This window comes from Nocardiopsis sp. TRM 82005 (genome assembly GCF_056312425.1).
On the sequence record NZ_JBWDTQ010000040.1, the window covers coordinates 1 to 18402 of the forward strand.

The following is an 18402-nucleotide window of genomic DNA, read 5'->3' on the forward strand; positions in this document are numbered from 1 at the left end:
TCGTCTTCCCCGGCGGGCACGGCGGCTTCGCCGAGGCTCCCGAGGACTTCGCCGCCGTGCTGCGCGAGGTCCTGGAGCCCCGGCCCGGGTTCCTCAGGCCAGCAGCTGCTCCCGCAGGTCGTCGGGCGAGGTGACCGGGAGTTTGCAGACGAAGCCCTCGCACACGTAGGCGGTCGGCTGCCCGCTGATCGGCGCGCGGTCGCGCAGCAGCGGTACCCCGCCGTCGTCGCGTCCGTCGCCCCGGGACAGCACGGTGCCCAGCGGCGCCCAGGTCAGCGCGGTGCGCACCAGCTCGACGGTCCGGGGGTCGTCCGGGTCCCCCACCACCGCGACCGCGCGCGGGCCGGTCAGGACCGCCTCACCGGCGGCCAGGCCCCATCCGGCGAACCGGGCGGCCTTCTCCGCCAGCAGCGCCACCGGTGACAGCGCGCTCTCGGCGGCGGCGCGGTGGCTCTCGGAACCGGTCAGCGCGGCGTGGGCGAGCAGTGCGGAGGCCGCCGCCGACCGCCCGGAGGGCGTGACGTTGTCGGTGGGGTCCTGCGGGCGGTTGAACAGCTTCTCGGCGTCGTCTGCGGTGTCGTAGAAGCCGCCGGAGCCGTCGCCGAAGTGCTCCAGCACGGTGTCCAGCAGGCGCCCGGCCACGTGGGCGTACCGCGGCTCCCCGGTCACCCCGTGCAGGACGAGCAGCCCTTCGGCGACGTCGGCGTAGTCCTCCAGGACCCCGGCGCTGGTGCCCGGCCGGCCGTTTCGCGAGGTGCGGACCAGGCGCCCGTCCCGCAGGTGCACGCGCAGCAGCAGCTCCGCGGCGTCGCGTGCGGCCCCGACCAGGTCGGGGCGCTCCAGCAGGACCCCGGCCTCGGCCAGGGCCGCGATCGCCAGGCCGTTCCAGGCTGCCACCACCTTGTCGTCGCGGTCGGGCGCCACCCGCTCCTGGCGGGCGTTGAACAACGCCTCCCGTACCCGCTCGTAACGCCAGGGGTCGGCGGGCGGTTCGGGCAGCTGGAGTACCGAGGAGCCGTGCTCGAAGGTGCCTTCCTCGGTGACGCGGAACACCTCGGCCGCGAAGGCCGCGTCCTCCCTGTCGAGGACCTCACGCAGCTGTGCGGGGGTCCACACGTAGTAGGTGCCCTCCGCGCCCTCACTGTCGGCGTCCAGCGCCGAGGCGAACCCGCCCTCGGGTGTGCGCAGGTCGCGCAGCATCCAGTCCGCGGTCTCCTCGGCCACCCGGCGCAGCAGGGCGTGCGTGTCGCCCTCGGCGACGCCCGGGCCCGGGGGGCGGCGGGCCATGCGCGTGTAGGCGCGCAACAGCTGGGCGTTGTCGTAGAGCATCTTCTCGAAGTGCGGAACGACCCACTCCTGGTCCACCGAGTAGCGCGAGAAGCCGCCGCCGAGCTGGTCGTAGACGCCGCCCCGGGCCATCCCCAGGGCGGTACCGGTGGCCATGAGCCAGGCGGGCGCGGGCTCGTCGGCGCTCTGGAGGGGCCGGGTGCGCTCGCCCTGCGCGGTGAGGAAGGACAGCAGCATCGACGGCGGGAACTTGGGCGCGGTGCCGAAGCCGCCGTGGTCACGGTCGTAGTCGCGCACCAGTGCCTGGACGGCCAGGTCGAGCTGGGCGGCGGAGGGCGGCGGCGCGGCGGCCAGGGTGCGGGGGCCGCTGAGCGCGTCCACCACCCGCTTGCCCTGGTCGAGCAGATCGGAGCGCTGGTCCCGCCAGGCGTTGGCCACGCCCTCCAGCAGTCGCTGGAAGTGATCGCGCGGGAAGTAGGTGCCGCAGTAGAACGGGGCGCCGTCGGGCGTGGTGAACACGGTCATGGGCCACCCGCCCTGGCCGGTCATGGCCTGGGTGGCCTCCATGTAGACGGCGTCGACGTCGGGGCGCTCCTCGCGGTCCACCTTGACGTTGACGTACAGAGCGTTCATTCGGGCCGCGGTCGCCTCGTCCTCGAAGGACTCGTGGGCCATCACGTGGCACCAGTGGCAGGCCGAGTAGCCGATGGAGACGAGCACGGGCACGTCGCGCCGACGCGCCTCGGCGAAGGCCTCCTCACCCCAGGGCCACCACTCCACGGGGTTCTCGGCGTGCTGCAACAGGTACGGGCTGGTCGCGTCGCTCAGGCGGTTGGACATGCTCCAACTCTGCCACCCGAAGCCGGGAACCGTCCCGTTCCCGCTGGGTCAGGGCGGGAAAACGGTCCTCAGGTCCGCGGAGCGGTGTCCTCGGCGGTGACGTCCTTGGAGGTGTCCCCGGCGGAGGCCCCTTCGTCGGGGGTCTCGCTCCCCGCCGCGAAGCCGCCGTCCTTGGGCAGGGCGCGGAGCTTGCCCATGAGGCTGCGCATGAGCAGGAACAGTCCGACGCCGATCGCGAAGACGACGAGGAAGCCCAGGACACCGGGTGTCACGGTGTCGCTGTCGAGCTCGAAATCGCTGGCCAGCATCGTCGCGGACGTGAGAAGGGTGTGCATACCGCTCATACTCTCATTGCTTCTCGGACACCCTCGAAGAGGTCCTTCTCAGGGACCTCGGTGTCCACCAGCGAGCGCACCAGGTGGTAGTCCTCGGTCGGCCATGCCTCCGACACGACGTCGTTGGGCACGGCGAACCAGAACCCGTTGGGGTCCACCTGGGTGGCGTGCGCCTTGAGCGCCTCGTGGGCGATGTCGAAGTACTCGCTGCAGTGCACGCGGGTGGTGATCTCCCATCGGGGGGTGTCGCGGTCGTTGATCCGCTTCATCCACTTCTCGAAGGGGTTCTCCAGGCCGCGCGCCGCCAGCACGTCGGCCAGGGCCTCGAACCGCGCGGGCGGGAAGGACACGAAGTAGTACAGCTTGAGCGGCTGCCAGGGCTCGCCCGCCTCCGGGTAGGCGTCGGGGTCGCCCGCGGCGTCGAAGGCGTGCATCGACACCTTGTGGGTCATGATGTGGTCGGGGTGCGGGTAACCGCCGTTCTCGTCGTAGGTGAGGACGACGTGGGGTCGGAACTCACGGATGGACGCCACCAGGGGTGCGGCGCCCTCCTCGACCGGGAGGGTGGCGAAGCTGCCCTCAGGCAGGGGCGGCAGCGGGTCGCCCTCGGGCAGGCCGGAGTCGACGAAGCCGGCGAACTCCTGCCGGACACCGAGGATCTCCCTTGCCCGGTTCATCTCCTCACGACGGACCTGGGTCATGTTCTCGCGAATATCGGGGCGCTCCATGGCGGGGTTGAGGATGTCACCGCGTTCGCCACCGGTCATGGTGACGACCAGCACGTCGACGCCCTCCTCCACGTAGCGCGCCATCGTGGCCGCGCCCTTGCTGGACTCATCATCGGGGTGGGCATGAACGGCCATAAGCCGCAGGCGCTCGGACACCGCAGGGTTCTCCTTGGTTAGGTGACGGACGCGGGGGGCGCGGCCGTCCGGCTCCCCGCTGCCCGGCTCGGACGACTCACGCGCGGGCCGCGTGGGGAGGCTGTCAGGTCGGGGATATCTTAGACAACACCGTCCCCTTGTTCGGAGATTCCCGATGCAGCCGACCCCGGAAGAAGACGCCGTGAACAGTGCCGACACCCCGGCCGAGCCAGCGGCCGATTCCCCGGACCGTACCGCGCCCGCGCTGCGCAAGCGCCATGGCAACGGCCCGGTCTTCTTCGTCATCGCCACCGTGTTCGCGGTGCTGTGCGCGGTCGGCTGGGGCTACTCCGTGATGAGCTACAGCGGCCTGGGCGGCGGCGTGTACCACCAGGTGGTGTCGTATTCCGCACCCACACCCGACGAGGCGACCATCGTCTACGAGGTGAACAGCAAGAACGGCGCCGAGTGCCTGATCGTGGCGCTGGACGACAAGCTCGTCGAGGTGGGCCAGAACGACACCGATGTCGAAGCCGGGAACCGCACGGTCACCACGACCGTTAAGACGCTTCGTCAGGCTGCCACGGTAGAAGTGGCCTCGTGCAGGGAACAAGGTTCGCAAGACTGATCAACGAGCCCCCTTCAGTCCGGACCGGCAGCACCGCCGAACCGCGAGAACACGTGTGTAACGACGCACGGTGATATTCTCGTAAGTTCAGCTCTGGCCGCTTGATGGCCTTTGCTACGAGTACACAAGGAGTTCCCGTGACCCAGACCCGCGATGACAACGTCACCTGGCTCACCCAGGAGGCGTACGACCGGCTCAAGTCCGAGCTGGACCACCTGTCGGAGAGTGGGCGCATCGAGATCGCGGAGAAGATCGAGGCGGCCCGGGAAGAGGGTGACCTCAAGGAGAACGGCGGCTACCACGCCGCCAAGGAGGAACAGGGCAAGATGGAGGCCCGCATCCTCCAGCTCACCGAGATCCTGCGCACCGCGCGAGTCGGCGAGGCGCCCCGCACAGAGGGCGTGGTCGGCCCCGGCATGACCGTCACCGTCAAGTTCGACGGGGACGATGACGAAGTCACCTTCCTACTCGCCTCCCGCGAGGAGAGCGGGGCCCCGATCGACGTGTACTCTCCGAAGTCGCCTCTGGGGGCCGCTATCAACGGCAAGCGTGTGGGGGAGAAGGTGAGCTACGAGCTCCCGAACAAGAAGAGCCTGGGGGTCGAGATCATCGACGCCGTCCCCTACACCGGCATGTAGCACAGCGCTCAACGGACGAGGTAGGGGCGGCGTTTGGCCGCCCCCGCTGCTTTCGGTGGTGTCCGCTGTCCGGGGCGCGCCCGCGGGTGCGCCCCGCGAGTGCGTCCGGTTCCAGCTCGAAGGCCCCCGGAGGGATCCCTCCGGGGGCCTTCCGCGTCGTAGTCTCAAAGAGCGCTCGTGCCTGCTCCCACAGGCCGCCTCACCGACGAACCGAAGGACCTCCCTCGCCATGCCCTCGCCCTACTGGAACCCCCAGGAACCCCACCCCGGCGCGTATCCGCACCCGAGCGGAGGCTGGGGTCACGGTGGCCCCGCGCCCGGCCAGGACACTCCCCCGCCGGCACCCGGTTGGGGCTGGCCCGCGCAGGGAGCACCGGTGGGCGGCGTCCCGGGACCGGTCATGGCGCCGGGGCAGGCCACGGCCCCGGCCGCCGGGCCGGAGACGGCCGCTTTCGGCCGCCGCCTGGCCGCCCGCGCCATCGACTACGTCCTCGTGGTCGTCGCCGCCGTGGCGTTCTTCCTCGTCATGGCCCTGCTGACGGTGCTCCTCACCGGCAACAGCGACACCACCGACGCCGAGGGCGGCCTGTGGGCCCTGCTGTTCGTGTTCGGCTGGGGTCTGCTGCTGTTCTTCTACGACTGGCTGTACCTGGTCACCTGGGGCCGCACGCTCGGCAAGATGATCGTCGGGGTCAAGGTGGTCAGCGCCGCCGACGGCGGCAGGCTCAGCCAGGGCCAGGCGATGGTCCGGTCCGCGTTCTTCGGTCTCCCCCAGTCGCTGCCGTTCGTGGGTCACGTCTTCACCCTGGCCGAGTCCATGGCCCTCCTCAGCGACCGGCGGAACCGTGCCCTGCACGACCGGGCCGCCGGGACCGTGGTCATCCGCGCCTGAGGGACGGACGGCGCCACGTCTAGGCGAAGGCCAACAGGCAGGCGGTGAAGCCGTGCACCTGGTTGACTCCGCCGACCGGGCCGATCTCCCCCGCGGCGAAGAACCCGGCGACGGCGTTGACGCCGAGTACACGGTGGACGGCGAGGACGTCGTGGTCGGAGTGCGAGAAGAGGGAGGAGCCGCGGCCGTTGCAGGAGAAGAGCAGACCGGCTCCGACCTGGTGCTCAGCGCCGAAGTCGGCCAGGCGCCGGGCGAGGTCCTCGTCGGCGGTACCGGCGTCGTGGACCTGGAAGCGGACGGTCTGGCCGATCTCGACCATGTCTCCGATGGTGAGAGAGCCGAGCTCGGGGTCGGCTCCGGCGAGGGTGCGGATGAGGAAGTCGCCCTGCTCGTGGTGTTCGGCGTACTCGTCCATGGCGATGCCGACGTGCATGCCCTGTTCGGCGAGTGCACGGTCCTCCTCGGAGAGGTCCTCGACAAGCTCCTCCAGCTTCTCGTAGGCGTTGGAGCCCGCGAGTTCGAGGAGAAGGTTGCCCTCGGCCTTGGTGACGGTCATGGGCGGCCCGATGGGGCGGCAGCCCTGGCTGACGACCGCGCCGAGGACGTTATCGCCGCCGACGAGGACACCGACGGCGCCGTTCTCGGCCACCTCGCCCTCGCAGAAGAGCCGCACTGACTCCTCGCCGCGCATGCCGTCGGCCATTCCGCCGACGAGGGGCAGGCCGTTGAGGGCCTCGGTGGACTCCCGGACGAAGGCCTGGGTGGGGAACTCGTAGGGGTTGGTGAGCAGGATGGCCGCGCGGTCGCGCGGTCCCGGCTCGCGCATACCGACGACGGCCAGGTGGTCGTCCTCGATGATGGTGTCCAGGCGGAACGGGGTGATCTCGACGCCGGGCAGGCTGGCGCACCACACGCTGACCGAGCCCTGGCCCTCGACGCCCCGGCCGCCGCCGATGACCCCCGTGGAACTGCACCCGAGGGTGGCGGCGTCCCCGGCCAACTCCATGACGCGTCTACCCGCGAGGGTGACCTCATCGGGGTCGGCGCCGCAGACGAAGAAGCACACCAGGTCAGTGGGACCGTCCACCTGTTCCAGCGCGTTCAGTGCGGCGCGCTCAGCCGCGTTCACGAGGTCGGCCCCCGTCGTCAGTGCATCGCCGAATCGTGCCACCAGCTGCCACCCCCGGTTTCACCGGCCATCGCGGCCGGACGCAGAACTCCACCGTCACGTCCCATTCTTCCACCACAGTGCCAATCAGGGTTTTTCCGGTGGGCAGGCGTGGGCGCCGGCCCCGGCACCGGCACCGATACGCGTGCGGAACGGCTGGTGGCCATGGATAGGTTCGAGGGGTGAGTGCCCAGCTTCCACCCCCGTCCCCGCCCCCGGCCTCCCTCCCGCGCACGCTCGCGGCGCTGCGCGGGTCCGGGCACGTCCACCGGCCGGTCGCCGCCGAGGTGCGGGAGAACCTGCTCCGTCGGATGGGCGCCGGGGAGCCCCGCTTCCCCGGAGTGCACGGATTCGGCGCCACCGTGCTGCCGCAGGTGGAACGGGCCCTGCTGGCCGGGCACGACATCGTTCTGCTGGGCGAGCGCGGCCAGGGCAAGACCCGGCTGATCCGGACCCTGGCGGCCCTGCTGGACGAGTGGTCTCCGGCAGTGGCCGGGTGCCCGGTCAACGACCACCCCTACGCACCGGCCTGTCCGGGATGCGTGCGCCGTTCGGCACGGGAGGGCGACGACCTGCCTGTGGTGTGGCGGCACCGCGGGGAGCGCTACGGCGAGAAGCTGGCCACGCCCGACACCGGGGTGGGCGAGCTGGTCGGCGACGTGGACCCGGCACGCCTGGCGGAGGGGCTCTCGCTGAGCGATCCGGAGACCATCCACTACGGCCTGGTACCGCGTGCGAACCGGGGTGTGTTCTGCGTCAACGAGCTCCCCGACCTGCCCGCGCGGGCCCAGGTGGCGCTGTTCAACGTGCTGGAGGAGCGCGACCTCCAGGTGCGCGGCCACAACCTGCGGCTCCCGCTGGACCTACTGCTGGTGGCGAGCGCGAACCCGGAGGACTACACCAGCAGGGGCCGGATCGTCACCCCTCTCAAGGACCGCTTCGGCGCGCAGGTGCGCACCCACTACCCGCGTGCTCTGACCGACGAGTTGGCGCTCGTCCGGCAGGAGGCGGCACTGCCCGAGGGCACGACGGTACCCGCGCACCTGTTGGAGGCCGTGGCGCGTTTCACCCGGCTGGTGCGCGCCTCCAAGAAGGTGGACGCCCGGTCGGGGGTGTCGGTGCGCTTCTCGGTCGCGGCGGCCGAGACGGTGGCGGCCTCGGCGCTGCGCCGGGCGGCCCTGTCGGGCGAGGAGCTCCCGGTGGCGCGGGTGTGCGACCTGCCCGCGGCGGTGGAGCCGTTGCTGGGCAAGGTCGAGTTCGAGGTGGGCGCTGAGGGCCGTGAGGCCGAGATCCTGCACGCGCTGCTGCGCCGGGCCGTGGCGGAGACGTTCCGCGAACGTCTGGGTGAGGCGGACCTGTCACCGCTCAGCGATCGCTTCTCGGGTGGCGGCACGGTGGAGACCGGCGATCTGGTGGGCGCCGCGGAGCTGCTACGACGGGTGGGCGCGGTGCCGGGGCTCGCGATGATGATCGAACGCGCGGCCCCGGAGGCCGAGGACGGGCCGCCCGCGCCGGGACTGGCCGCCGCGGTGGTGGAGTTCGCCTTGGAGGGCCTGTACCTGGAGCGCCGCCTGTCCAAGGACACGCTTCCCGACGGGGAGGTCTACCGCTTCTGACGGGCCTACCGGTTCCGGAACCCGGGAAGGTAGTCGGTGCGGATGTACACGGAAGGCGGAGGCGTGTGAGGTTTCGGTACCGGGCGTACATGAGCGGACCCGATCCCCTGGCCGAACCCGACCCGCCCTCCGGTGAGGCCGTGGCCGTGGCGCGTGACCTGCTGGTGCTGGTGTCCTCCTCCGCCCTCGGGCCCGCCTCCGAGGAGGACCGGCTGAAGCTGGAGGCCCTGGAAAGGGCCCTGTCCCGGTACGCCGACGGCGACCGCGGCGCCCTCGGCGAGGTGGACGCCGACGCGCTGGGACGCCTGTTGGACCGGCTGCTGGGCAGGGAGGCCGGACAGGCCCTGTCGCGCCTGGACGAGACCGACCACGGCCTGAGCCCACGTGAGCTGCGCCGTCTGGGCGAGGTGGCGCTGCGCGACGTCGAGACCCTCCGGCGCGGGCGCGGCGGCCGAGGCGGCGCCCACCCGGGCGGTACCGTGCCCGGCGGCGAGCCCACGGGTTCCTCCCTGCCCCTTGGCGAGGACGGTGACCGGCCGCTGGACGCGGTCGCGACCGCGCGCGAGGCCGTGTTGCGCCGGTCACGTCCCGGCGAACGGGACGTGGCGTTGCGCGGCGAGGACGTGCGGGTGGTGGAGACCGAGCCGTCGGAGGCCGCCGCCGTGTCGCTGCTGGTGGACCTGTCCCACTCGATGGTGACCCGGTCGCTGCACGAGGCCGCCACCCGGACCGCGCTGGCCCTGCACACCCTGGTGGCCACGCGCCGCCCCGAGGACCGGCTGCGCCTGGTCGGTTTCGGGGAGCGGGCCCGGGAACTGTCCCCCGGGGAGCTGGTCGCCCACGACTGGCGCAGGGTCCCGGGCACGAACCTGCACCACGCGCTGCGGCTGGCCCGCGCCCACCTGCGGCGCCACGGCGGCCTGCGTCCGCAGGTGCTCGTGGTCACCGACGGCGAGCCCACCGCCCACCTGGGCGAGGACGGCGACGCCCGGTTCTCCTGGCCCCCGGCCCCGCGCACGGTGGAGCTGACCGTCGCCGAACTGGACGCGGTACTGCGCGAGGGCGCGGAGGTGGCCTTCTTCCTGCTGGCGGACGATCCCCGGCTGCGCGCCTTCCAGGCCCTGGTGGAGCGGCGACGCGGAGTACGGGTGGTACACGCCGACGCCGAGGGACTGGGGCCGCTGGTGGTGGACCGCTACCTGCACCGTCCCGGCTGAGCCGTGCACGGTCAGGGGCGCCGGCCCGGGATCAGCGTTCGAAGATGTTGACGTCGGAGGCCAGGACCAGCAGTTCCTCGGGGGCCTCGCCGCCGGAGTAGAGCAGCTGGTGCCGGTTGGCGGGCATGATCGTCTCGGTGAACCGCAGCGGGCGCTCGCCCTCGTAGACCACCCGCTCCTGGACCAGCAGCGGGATGCCCGGTCCCAGGCCGAAGGAGTCGGCCTCCTCCCGGGAGGGCATCCGGGCGCCGACGATGTCCCAGTTCCACTCCTCCCGGTGGCCCAGCGACCGCAGGACCGCGGTCACCCCCTCCTCCAGGCGTTCGGGGGACATGAGCGGGGTGTTGCTGGCGATGCCGTACGGGAAGTAGGTGATCTGGGCCTGCCACAGGCCGCCCTCGACGAACCGGTCGGAGGCGCGGACGACGACCAGGTCCCCGCGCGGGCCGCCGCCCTCCACGTCGTGGCGCAGCCGCTTGGCCACCTTGGGCCGCATGGTGTCCAGGCTGACCTTGATCCGTTCCTGGACCTGGTCGTATCCGGCCTCGCGCAGGTGGGGCTGGTAGCCCGCCTCGAAGCGCTCGGAGTCGCCGCCGCCCGTGACGGGGGTGGCCAGGTGGACGATGGGCCGGTGGTCGGCGACGAAGGCCCCCCGCCCGGCGCGGATGGCGATGCGCCCCTCGTCCTGGAGTATGCGCATTCCCATGCGCGCGGTGGCGCGGGAGACGTCGAGCTGCTCGGCGAGGTCCTCCTCCCCCGGCAGCCGCTCACCCGGCTTGTACTCGCCCCTGGTCAGTGCCTCGCGCAGGTGGTCGGCGACGACCGTCTTCCTTGACGTGCTCATGCTTGTGCTCAGTCCCGGTGATAGGCGCTCGTGTTGCCGTGTTCGTACTGATAGCGAATGCTGTGGCCCGCGTAGACGGTGTGCACCAGTCGGATCGGGCGCTCCTCGGACAGGTCGGTCCGATGGACGGTCAGCACCGGGACCCCGGGCGGGAGTTCCAGCTGGCCGGCCTCCTGCGGAGTGGGCATGCGCGATTCCAGTTCGTCGACGAACCCGGACTGGCGCTGTCCGTGCTCGGACAGCACCGCCAGGGCGCTCTCGACGTCCTCGGGCAGCATGAGCGGGGTGCCCTCGACGAGGTCCATGGGGTAGTAGGCGGAGCTGATGGACGCCGAGATCTCGCCGGAGAACCGGTACATACGGCGGACGACCGTCATGTCGCCCTCGGGGACTCGCAGACGGCTGGCGATGTCGGGGGTGGCGCTGAGGAGTTGGAGCTCCTCCAGGACCTGGCCCGTCATGCCGGATTCGTTGAGGCCCCCGGAACCGCCTCTGCTGTGGCTGGCGTGGAAGGTCTCGGGGACGACGTCCTGGACGAAGTGCCCGCGTCCGGGGCGACTGATGATCAGCCCCTGGTTGCGCAGCATGCCCAGGGCCAGCCTGATCGTGTTGCGGGACGCGTCGAAGCGCTCCTCCAGCTGTTTCTCCGAGGGCAGCTGCCCGCCCCGGGGCAGTGCTCCCTCCTGGATCTCACGCCTCAGGGTCCGAGCAATCTGTCGGTATCTGCTTTCCGCCCGCATACATCAGTCCTCGCTGGGGTACTAGACCAACAACCTAGCTTGTACCAACAAGATGATCGGTACACCAGACGAACAAGTCCATCCAGTTAGCATGATCCCATCTTAGAGGAAGGCAACCCTCAGTACACGACACCGCCGCCGGAAGGACGTTCCGGAGGATGAGCGTCGAAGCCCCCGCCCCCGCGACCCAGGTGCCCAAGCCCCCGCGCACCACATCGATTGGAAACAGCACCAGGTGAGACCCCATCCAACGTCCCCTCGCTCAGCTGGAGGGCACGCGGAACGCAGATAGGAACTTCCCCCAAGGAGAACAGAATGATCCCCATCCTCATCGCGCTCGTCGGAGTCGTACTGCTGGGTCTGGCCGCGGGGTTCTTCCTCGCCGTCTCCATCGGCATCCGCCGCCAGGACAGCCGAGGCTCCTACCGCTCGCTGCGCGACGACGAGGAGAGCACCGTCCTCTCCCGCACCGGAAGCCTCGTGGTGGGACTGCGCTTCCCCAGCGAAGAGCGCCCCACCACCCCTCCCCAGGACCGCGCGCCCACCGCGGTCTGAACCGGGAAACGGCGCCGCGGAGCACGGCGCCGTACAGGATGAGTGGTATCGAGGACAGGCCGCGGCGGGCCCGGCGACGAAGCCGGGGAACCCGTGCGGCACGGGGCTGGGCGCATCGCCGACAACCCGGAGCTTCCCCGTGGACGGGCTCTAGTCCTCCAGGGCCTGCAACAGGTCGGCCACCAGGTCGTCAGCGGACTCGATACCCACGGAGATCCGCACCAGGTCGGCCGGGACCTCCAGCGCGGAACCCGCGGTGGACGCGTGCGTCATCCGCCCGGGGTGCTCGATCAGGGACTCCACCCCTCCCAGGGACTCGCCGAGGGTGAAGATCCTGGTCCGCTCGCACAGGGCCAGCGCCGCCTTCTCCCCGTCGCGCAGCGCGAAGGAGACCATCCCGCCGAAGGTCTTCATCTGCCGTTCGGCGGTCTTGTGCCCCGGGTGGCTCTCCAGACCGGGGTAGAACACCCGCCGCACCGCCGGGTGGTCCTCCAGCTCGGCCACGATCCGCTCCGCGTTGGCGCTGTGGCGGTCCATGCGCACACCCAGGGTCTTCACGCCACGCAGGGTCAGCCAGGAGTCGAACGGGCCCGGGACGGCGCCCATGGTGTTCTGGTGGAAGGCCAGCCGCTCGCCCAGTTCGGCGTCGGAGACCACCAGCGCGCCCCCGACCACGTCGGAGTGCCCGCCCAGGTACTTGGTGGTGGAGTGCACGATCACGTCCGCGCCCAGGGTCAGCGGCTGCTGCAAGTAGGGCGAGACGAACGTGTTGTCGACCACGTGCAGGGCACCGGCGTCGTGCGCGATCTGCGCGACGGCCTCGATGTCGATGATGTTGAGCAGGGGGTTGGTGGGGGTCTCGGTCCACACCACCTTGGTGTTGGAGCGGACGGCCGCGCGCACCGCCTCGGGATCGGTCTGGTCGACGGCGTCCCACCGCACGCCCCAGCGCTCGAGCACCTTGGAGATCAGGCGGAAGGTACCGCCGTAGGCGTCGCCGGGGATGATGATGTGGTCGCCGGGCGACAGGACCGTGCGCAGCAGGGTGTCCTCGGCGGCCATCCCGGAGGCGAACGCCAGGCCGCGCACCCCGGACTCCAGGGCGGCCAGGCACTCCTCCAGGGCCGCGCGCGTGGGATTGCCGGTGCGCGAGTACTCATACCCCTGGCGCAGACCGCCCACGCCGTCCTGGGCGTAGGTGCTGGTCTGGTAGATCGGCACCACCACGGAGCCGGTACCGGCGTCCGGCTCCTGCCCCGCGTGGATGGCCAGCGTTTCAAACCCGTCGAACTTCATGGGCCCACAATAGTGCCCGCTGCCCTCGGAGACCCCGCTTTCCGCAAGCAGGCACACCGTGGGGACGAGCACTCCCGGAGGCCGTCCACGAGCCGGGGACCGGAGCCGGCCGCCGGCAGCCGGGCGGGTGTTCGCCACACGGGCCCTAGGCGGGCGGGAAGTGGGTGGCCGAACCGGGCCGGGGCGGCTCGGCGGGCGCATCCGGGGGCGGGCCGGTGACCGGTGTGGGCACCCGCGTGGGGGTCCCGGTCTCACGCAGCGGCGGCTCCCACCCCAGTTCGGGGTCGTATGTGCGCACGACCTTGCCGGGCACGCCCGCGATGACCGCGTGGTCGGAGTAGGTCCCGGGCCTCACCACGGTGCCCGCCGCCACGACCGAGTTGCGGCCCAGGTGCACTCCGGGCAGGATCACCGCGTTCGCGCCGATCCAGCTGCCGCCGCCGATGCTGACCGGGTCGTCCACCGGCCACTGGAATCCGACGGGGACCTCGGTGTTGGCGTAGGCGTGGTTCTGGTCGGTGATGTAGACGTAGGGGCCGGTGTACACGTGGTCGCCGATGTCGACGGACCTGTGGGCGACGATGTGCGAACCGCGCCCGATCGCGCAGCCGGAGCCGATCCGCACGACCGTGTCCGGGCCGAGGTCGTAGCCGGGCCCCATCCCTGCGGCGAGGGTCATGTCCCCGCCCAGGACGGTGTGCACGCCGATCTCGATCCAGGGTTCGCCGTAGAGGGTGGCCGTGGGGAAGGCGATCGCGGAACCCGTACCGAAGCGCGCGAACCTGCGGGCCGCCTTGGAGCCGGCACGGATTTCGGCCTTGGTTCGGGCGTACGACCAGACGGAGCGGATGATCCAGGACAACAGCCGCGACACGCGTGCTCCCATTTATTACCTACCAGTAACTGTCGCGAACATTAGCAGTGTCCGAGTATGCGATGACATGTCTGGGCAGCACGCAGCGGGGCCCGAACCACGCTCGGTTTGAGCGCGATCCGGGCCCCGTCGCAGGGTTCCGAGCGGGCCCGGCCTCAGCCGGACAGGTGGGCCAGCAGGTCCTGGCGGGTGAGAATCCCCACCGGCTTGCCGTCGCGCAGCACCACCAGCGCGCCGGAGCCGCGCAGCAGGCGCACGCAGTCGCCCACCGGTGTCCCGGTGCCCACGGTGGCCAGCGGCTCGCCCATGTGGGTCTCCACCAGGTCGTCCAGCTCGGCGCGGCCGTCGAAGAGGGCGTCGAGCAGGTTGCGCTCGGCGATGGAGCCGACCACCTCGGCCGCCATGACCGGGGGCTCCTCCTTCATCACCGGCACCTGGGAGACGCCGTACTCGCGCATGATGGCCACCGCGGTGCCGACGGTCTCATGCGGATGGGTGTGCACGAAGTCGGGCATCTCCCCGCCCTTGGCGGCCAGCACCATACCCGCGGTGGCCTCCTCGGTCTGCGCGGACAGGAAACCGTAGTCGGACATCCACTCGTCGTTGAAGATCTTGCCGAGGTAGCCGCGGCCGCCGTCGGGCAGCAGGACGACGATGACGTCGTCGGGCCCGGCGTCCTTGGCCACCCGCAGGGCGGCCTCGACGGCCAGGCCGCAGGAGCCGCCGACCAGCAGGGCCTCCTCCCGGGCCAGGCGGCGGGTCATGAGGAAGGAGTCCTTGTCGCTGACGGCCACGATGTCGTCGCACACGGAGGTGTCGTAGGTACCGGGCCAGATGTCCTCGCCCACGCCCTCGACCAGGTAGGGGCGGCCCGAGCCGCCGGAGTAGACCGAACCCTCGGGGTCGGCGCCGATGACCCGCACGGCCCCGTCGGAGGCCTCCTTGAGGTAGCGGCCGGTGCCGCTGATGGTGCCGCCCGTGCCGATGCCCGTCACGAAGTGGGTGATGCGGCCCTCGGTCTGGTCCCAGATCTCGGGGCCGGTGGCGTGGTAGTGCGACTCCGGGTTGTTCATGTTCTCGTACTGGTTGGGCTTCCAGGCGCCGGGGAGCTCCTCGGCCAACCGGTCGGAGACGGAGTAGTAGGACTCGGGGTGGTCGGGGGCGACGGTGGTCGGGCAGACGACGACCTCGGCACCGTAGGCGCGCAGGACCGAGAGCTTGTCCGGGCCCACCTTGTCCGGGCAGACGAAGACGCAGCGGTAGCCCTTCTCCTGGGCGACGATGGCCAGACCGATGCCGGTGTTTCCGGAGGTGGGCTCGACGATGGTGCCGCCCGGCTTGAGCTCACCGCTCTTCTCCGCGGCCTCGACCATGCGCAGCGCGATGCGGTCCTTGACCGAGCCGCCCGGGTTGAAGTACTCGACCTTGGCGAGAACGGTGGGAGCGTTCGGGCCGAGAACCTGGGTGACCTTGTTCAAGCGGACGAGCGGAGTGTCCCCGACCAGGTCGATCAGTGAGTCGTATACCCGCACTTGTGCTCCCTCAGCATCGTGGCGACCGGGTTTCGGCCCGCCGTTTCCTCGCCCCGGCGGAAAGTCCGGGGCACTGGGCCGGTCTGGCCCCTCTCAACCCGACTCTAATGCTCTCCACCAGCAGGTTCTGCGAACGTCGGGACGCGGTGGCGTTCGCCCCGGCGCCGCCCCGGAGAGGGCACGAGCCGCCTGGTGAGGGGCGCCCCGCCTCTACCCGAAAGGCACGGAGTTCCTCACCCGGGGGCGCGGATTGTGTGCCGCGCAGGTACGTGATTCCGGGATTGCCCACCGGTAACCTCGCTCTTATCCGACCCGTCCCAGGGCAGTCGGGTCCAAGGCCTCGGGAGTATCCGATGCTGCGAGCCGCACGCGCACGGCGGATCGCCGCCGCCACCGCGTTCGGCGGGGGCGGACTCACGCTCGTGGGCGGCGGCACCATCGCGCTGCTCTACCTCCAGGCGAGGCTGGCCCGGCGCGCGGTCGGCTCCATCCGGTGGGACCGGCCCGTGGTGAACGGCGTCTACGGCATCGCCGAGGGCCCGCCGATCCGCATGCTGATGATGGGCGACTCCACCGCCGCCGGCTTCGCGGTCGAGCGGGCCACCGAGACCCCGAGCGTCCTCCTGGCGGAGGGCCTCGCGGCCGCCGCGGAGAGACCGGTCCGCCTGCGCTGCACCGCCTCTCCCGGAGCGACCTCCGCCAACCTGGCCGCCCAGGTCGAGCGCTCCCGTGCGCTGGAGGAGGGCACACGCTACGACCTGGCGGTGATCTTCATCGGCGCCAACGACGTCATCCGCCGCGTACGCCCCAACGAGGCCGTCGCCCAGCTGCGCGACACCGTGCGCCAGCTGGTCGACCACGGCACGGCCGTGGTCGTGGCCACCTGCCCCGACCTGGGCACCGTCCGCCCCATCGGCTGGCCGCTGCGATCAATGGCCCGCCGCGCCTCCCGCCAGCTCGCCGCCGCCCAGACCATCGCGGTCACCGAGGTCGGCGGACGCACGATCTCGATGAGCGACCTACTGTCCGACGATTTTCAGTCAGACCCAGTATCTATGTTTGGGCCTGACCGATTTCATCCGTCAGCTCTCGGGTACTCGCAGGCCGCCTTCGCCGTGCTGCCCTCGGCCTGTGCCTCGCTGGGCCTGCTCCCGGAGCTGGAAGGGACCGGTCGTACCAGCGGCATCCTGCCGGTGGACCGCGCGGCCGTGGTCGCCGCCGAGACCCCCGGCACGGAGGTCTCCCGTGCGGGAACGCACGTCAGCGGGCACACTCAGGGCAGGCGTGGACGTTGGGCCGCGCTCGTGCGGAGCCCGTTCCGACTCGGAGGAGGCCACGGCCGCCCGGAGGAGACGGCCGAGGCAGGCGCGGCCGAGGCCACCGACCGCTCCGGACGGGACGGATGAACGGCGACCCCGGGTGGCGCGCGAGGACACCGGACGGGTTTACTGGTCGGTAACAAGCGATGCTGGAGGCCAGCGGCGCGCCGACCACCGCACGGCTCCCAGCTCCACACGCAGTACCTCAACCATTAGGGACGCAGTCATGCCCGAAGCAGTCATCGTCGCAACCGCCCGCTCCCCGATCGGCCGCGCCTTCAAGGGCTCGCTCAAGGACATCCGGCCGGACGACCTAACCACCCAGATCGTCCGATCCGCCCTGTCCAAGGTCCCCGAACTGGACCCCAGGAACATCGACGACCTGATGCTCGGCTGCGGTCTTCCCGGTGGTGAGCAGGGCTTCAACATGGCCCGCATCGTGGCCGTGCAGATGGGCCTGGACACCGTTCCCGGTACCACGGTCACCCGCTACTGCTCCTCCTCCCTCCAGACCACCCGGATGGCCTACCACGCCATCAAGGCGGGCGAGGGCGACGTGTTCGTCTCCGCCGGGGTGGAAACCGTCAGCCGGTTCGTCAACGGCAGCAGCGACGACGGCAAGAACGAGAACCCGCTCTTCGACGAGGCCAAGGACCGCACCGCCAAGCGCGCCGAGGGCGGCGCCGAGGCCTGGACCGACCCGCGCGAGAGCGGCAGCCTTCCCGACCCCTACATCGCGATGGGCCAGACCGCCGAGAACGTCGTCCAAACCACCGGCCTCTCCCGCCAGCGCCAGGACGAGTTCGCGGTGCGCTCGCAGAACCTGGCCGAGAAGTCCCTGGACAACGGTTTCTGGGAGCGCGAGATCACCCCGGTGACCCTGCCCGACGGCACCGTGGTCAGCACCGACGACGGTATCCGCCGCGGCACCACCTACGAGAAGGTCTCCGGGCTCAAGCCGGTGTTCCGTCCCGACGGCACCATCACGGCGGGGAACGCCTGCCCGCTCAACGACGGCGCCTCGGCCCTGGTCATCATGAGCGACACCAAGGCCGCCCAGTTGGGCATCACCCCGCTGGCCCGCATCGTGTCCACCGGCGTGACCGGCCTGAGCCCGGAGATCATGGGTCTGGGCCCGGTGGGGGCGTCCAAGCAGGCGCTGGCCCGCGCCAACATGGCGATCGGCGACATCGACCTGGTCGAGATCAACGAGGCCTTCGCCGCGCAGGTGCTGCCCTCCGCCGACCAGCTCGGCATCGACATCGACAGCCAGCTCAACGTCAACGGCGGCGCCATCGCGCTCGGCCACCCCTTCGGCAGTACCGGTGCCCGCATCACCGGCACTCTGCTCAACGGCCTGCGCACCCACGACAAGACGTTCGGCCTGGAGACCATGTGCGTCGGCGGCGGCCAGGGCATGGCGGCCGTCTTCGAGCGCCTGAACTAGGAGGAGCGCCCGTCAGGAGCGCCTCCTCCGACGGGAACATCCTCGCGTCAGGGCCTTGAGCGGTGAAGGACCCGGAGCACCTCCGGGTCCTTCACCGTGTTCGGGCCCTCTTCGGCGCGGTCGGCTCCTCCGGCCCTGACGTGCACGTTTCGAGCACTTTTGCCTCCTGGCTAGCAGGTGCACCAGGCGCTGCCGGAACGTGTGCGGCCTTCCCGGACGCGCACCCGTGTTCGGCTACGGAACATCCCCAGGCAAACGTTCCCGCACCACCAAGGTAAAAGCTGGTGACCAGGGCTTGTCCAAAACGTGAT

General features: G+C 71.0%; 17 protein-coding genes. 8 read left to right on the forward strand and 9 right to left on the reverse strand.

The genetic code is table 11. From position 1 onward, the window contains the following. Window positions 1-93 precede the first annotated feature (93 nt). From AC0T5L_RS25540 to mca, 3 genes are all read right to left on the reverse strand, one after another. Window positions 94-2127: a thioredoxin domain-containing protein gene (locus AC0T5L_RS25540; protein ID WP_476168039.1), complete on the reverse strand. Its 2034-nt coding sequence runs from the start codon at window positions 2125-2127 to the stop codon at window positions 94-96. A 68-nt stretch (window positions 2128-2195) separates the two neighbouring features. Further along, the gene (locus tag AC0T5L_RS25545) at window positions 2196-2462 is read right to left on the reverse strand and encodes a hypothetical protein (protein ID WP_476168072.1); all 267 of its coding nucleotides are present in this window, start codon (window positions 2460-2462) and stop codon (window positions 2196-2198) included. A gap of 5 nt (window positions 2463-2467) precedes the next feature. Continuing rightward, complete coding sequence (mca, locus tag AC0T5L_RS25550; RefSeq protein ID WP_476168040.1) at window positions 2468-3346, reverse strand: mycothiol conjugate amidase Mca; 879 nt, start codon at window positions 3344-3346, stop codon at window positions 2468-2470. 154 nt (window positions 3347-3500) lie between these two features. On the opposite strand from mca, the gene AC0T5L_RS25555 reads away from it, so the two are divergent. From AC0T5L_RS25555 to AC0T5L_RS25565, 3 genes are all read left to right on the forward strand, one after another. Next, entirely contained in the window at window positions 3501-3953 is a 453-nt protein-coding gene (locus tag AC0T5L_RS25555) for a DUF4307 domain-containing protein (protein WP_476168041.1), read from the forward strand. Between the two features lie 137 nt (window positions 3954-4090). Beyond that, window positions 4091-4591 (forward strand): transcription elongation factor GreA, encoded by a 501-nt coding sequence (gene greA, locus AC0T5L_RS25560; RefSeq protein WP_476168042.1) that lies wholly within the window; start codon window positions 4091-4093, stop codon window positions 4589-4591. A gap of 376 nt (window positions 4592-4967) precedes the next feature. Further along, complete coding sequence (locus tag AC0T5L_RS25565) at window positions 4968-5483, forward strand: RDD family protein (protein ID WP_476168043.1); 516 nt, start codon at window positions 4968-4970, stop codon at window positions 5481-5483. Between the two features lie 19 nt (window positions 5484-5502). On the opposite strand, the gene AC0T5L_RS25570 is transcribed toward AC0T5L_RS25565, so the two are convergent. Continuing rightward, window positions 5503-6654, reverse strand: coding sequence for an FIST signal transduction protein (locus tag AC0T5L_RS25570; RefSeq protein WP_476168044.1), 1152 nt, complete (start codon window positions 6652-6654; stop codon window positions 5503-5505). A 179-nt stretch (window positions 6655-6833) separates the two neighbouring features. Here AC0T5L_RS25570 and AC0T5L_RS25575 point away from each other — a divergent pair, with 179 nt between their 5' ends. After that, the gene (locus AC0T5L_RS25575; protein WP_476168045.1) at window positions 6834-8267 is read left to right on the forward strand and encodes a sigma 54-interacting transcriptional regulator; all 1434 of its coding nucleotides are present in this window, start codon (window positions 6834-6836) and stop codon (window positions 8265-8267) included. Window positions 8268-8356: 89 nt separating this feature from the next. Continuing rightward, window positions 8357-9484, forward strand: a complete 1128-nt coding sequence (locus AC0T5L_RS25580; RefSeq protein WP_476168046.1) for a VWA domain-containing protein — start codon at window positions 8357-8359, stop codon at window positions 9482-9484. Between the two features lie 31 nt (window positions 9485-9515). On the opposite strand, the gene AC0T5L_RS25585 is transcribed toward AC0T5L_RS25580, so the two are convergent. Both AC0T5L_RS25585 and AC0T5L_RS25590 read right to left on the reverse strand, forming a co-directional pair. Further along, entirely contained in the window at window positions 9516-10328 is an 813-nt protein-coding gene (locus AC0T5L_RS25585) for a GntR family transcriptional regulator (RefSeq protein ID WP_476168047.1), read from the reverse strand. 8 nt (window positions 10329-10336) lie between these two features. Next, window positions 10337-11068 (reverse strand): GntR family transcriptional regulator, encoded by a 732-nt coding sequence (locus AC0T5L_RS25590; protein ID WP_476168048.1) that lies wholly within the window; start codon window positions 11066-11068, stop codon window positions 10337-10339. 315 nt (window positions 11069-11383) lie between these two features. Between AC0T5L_RS25590 and AC0T5L_RS25595 the strand changes: the two genes are divergently transcribed. Beyond that, a complete protein-coding gene (locus AC0T5L_RS25595) occupies window positions 11384-11623 on the forward strand; it encodes a hypothetical protein (RefSeq protein WP_476168049.1) in 240 nt (79 codons plus the stop codon). A 150-nt stretch (window positions 11624-11773) separates the two neighbouring features. Here AC0T5L_RS25595 and AC0T5L_RS25600 read toward each other — a convergent pair whose 3' ends face one another. The 3 genes from AC0T5L_RS25600 to AC0T5L_RS25610 all read right to left on the reverse strand — a co-directional run bounded on the left by AC0T5L_RS25600 (window position 11774) and on the right by AC0T5L_RS25610 (window position 15325). Further along, window positions 11774-12919, reverse strand: a complete 1146-nt coding sequence (locus AC0T5L_RS25600; protein WP_476168050.1) for a cystathionine gamma-synthase — start codon at window positions 12917-12919, stop codon at window positions 11774-11776. A 145-nt stretch (window positions 12920-13064) separates the two neighbouring features. After that, window positions 13065-13805, reverse strand: coding sequence for an acyltransferase (locus AC0T5L_RS25605; protein WP_476168051.1), 741 nt, complete (start codon window positions 13803-13805; stop codon window positions 13065-13067). 143 nt (window positions 13806-13948) lie between these two features. Continuing rightward, on the reverse strand, window positions 13949-15325 hold the full coding sequence (locus AC0T5L_RS25610; RefSeq protein WP_476168052.1) for a cystathionine beta-synthase: 1377 nt from the start codon (window positions 15323-15325) through the stop codon (window positions 13949-13951). Between the two features lie 353 nt (window positions 15326-15678). Between AC0T5L_RS25610 and AC0T5L_RS25615 the strand changes: the two genes are divergently transcribed. Both AC0T5L_RS25615 and AC0T5L_RS25620 read left to right on the forward strand, forming a co-directional pair. Next, window positions 15679-16731: an SGNH/GDSL hydrolase family protein gene (locus AC0T5L_RS25615; RefSeq protein ID WP_476168053.1), complete on the forward strand. Its 1053-nt coding sequence runs from the start codon at window positions 15679-15681 to the stop codon at window positions 16729-16731. A 139-nt stretch (window positions 16732-16870) separates the two neighbouring features. Continuing rightward, window positions 16871-18091, forward strand: a complete 1221-nt coding sequence (locus AC0T5L_RS25620) for an acetyl-CoA C-acetyltransferase (RefSeq protein WP_476168054.1) — start codon at window positions 16871-16873, stop codon at window positions 18089-18091. Window positions 18092-18402 lie beyond the last annotated feature (311 nt).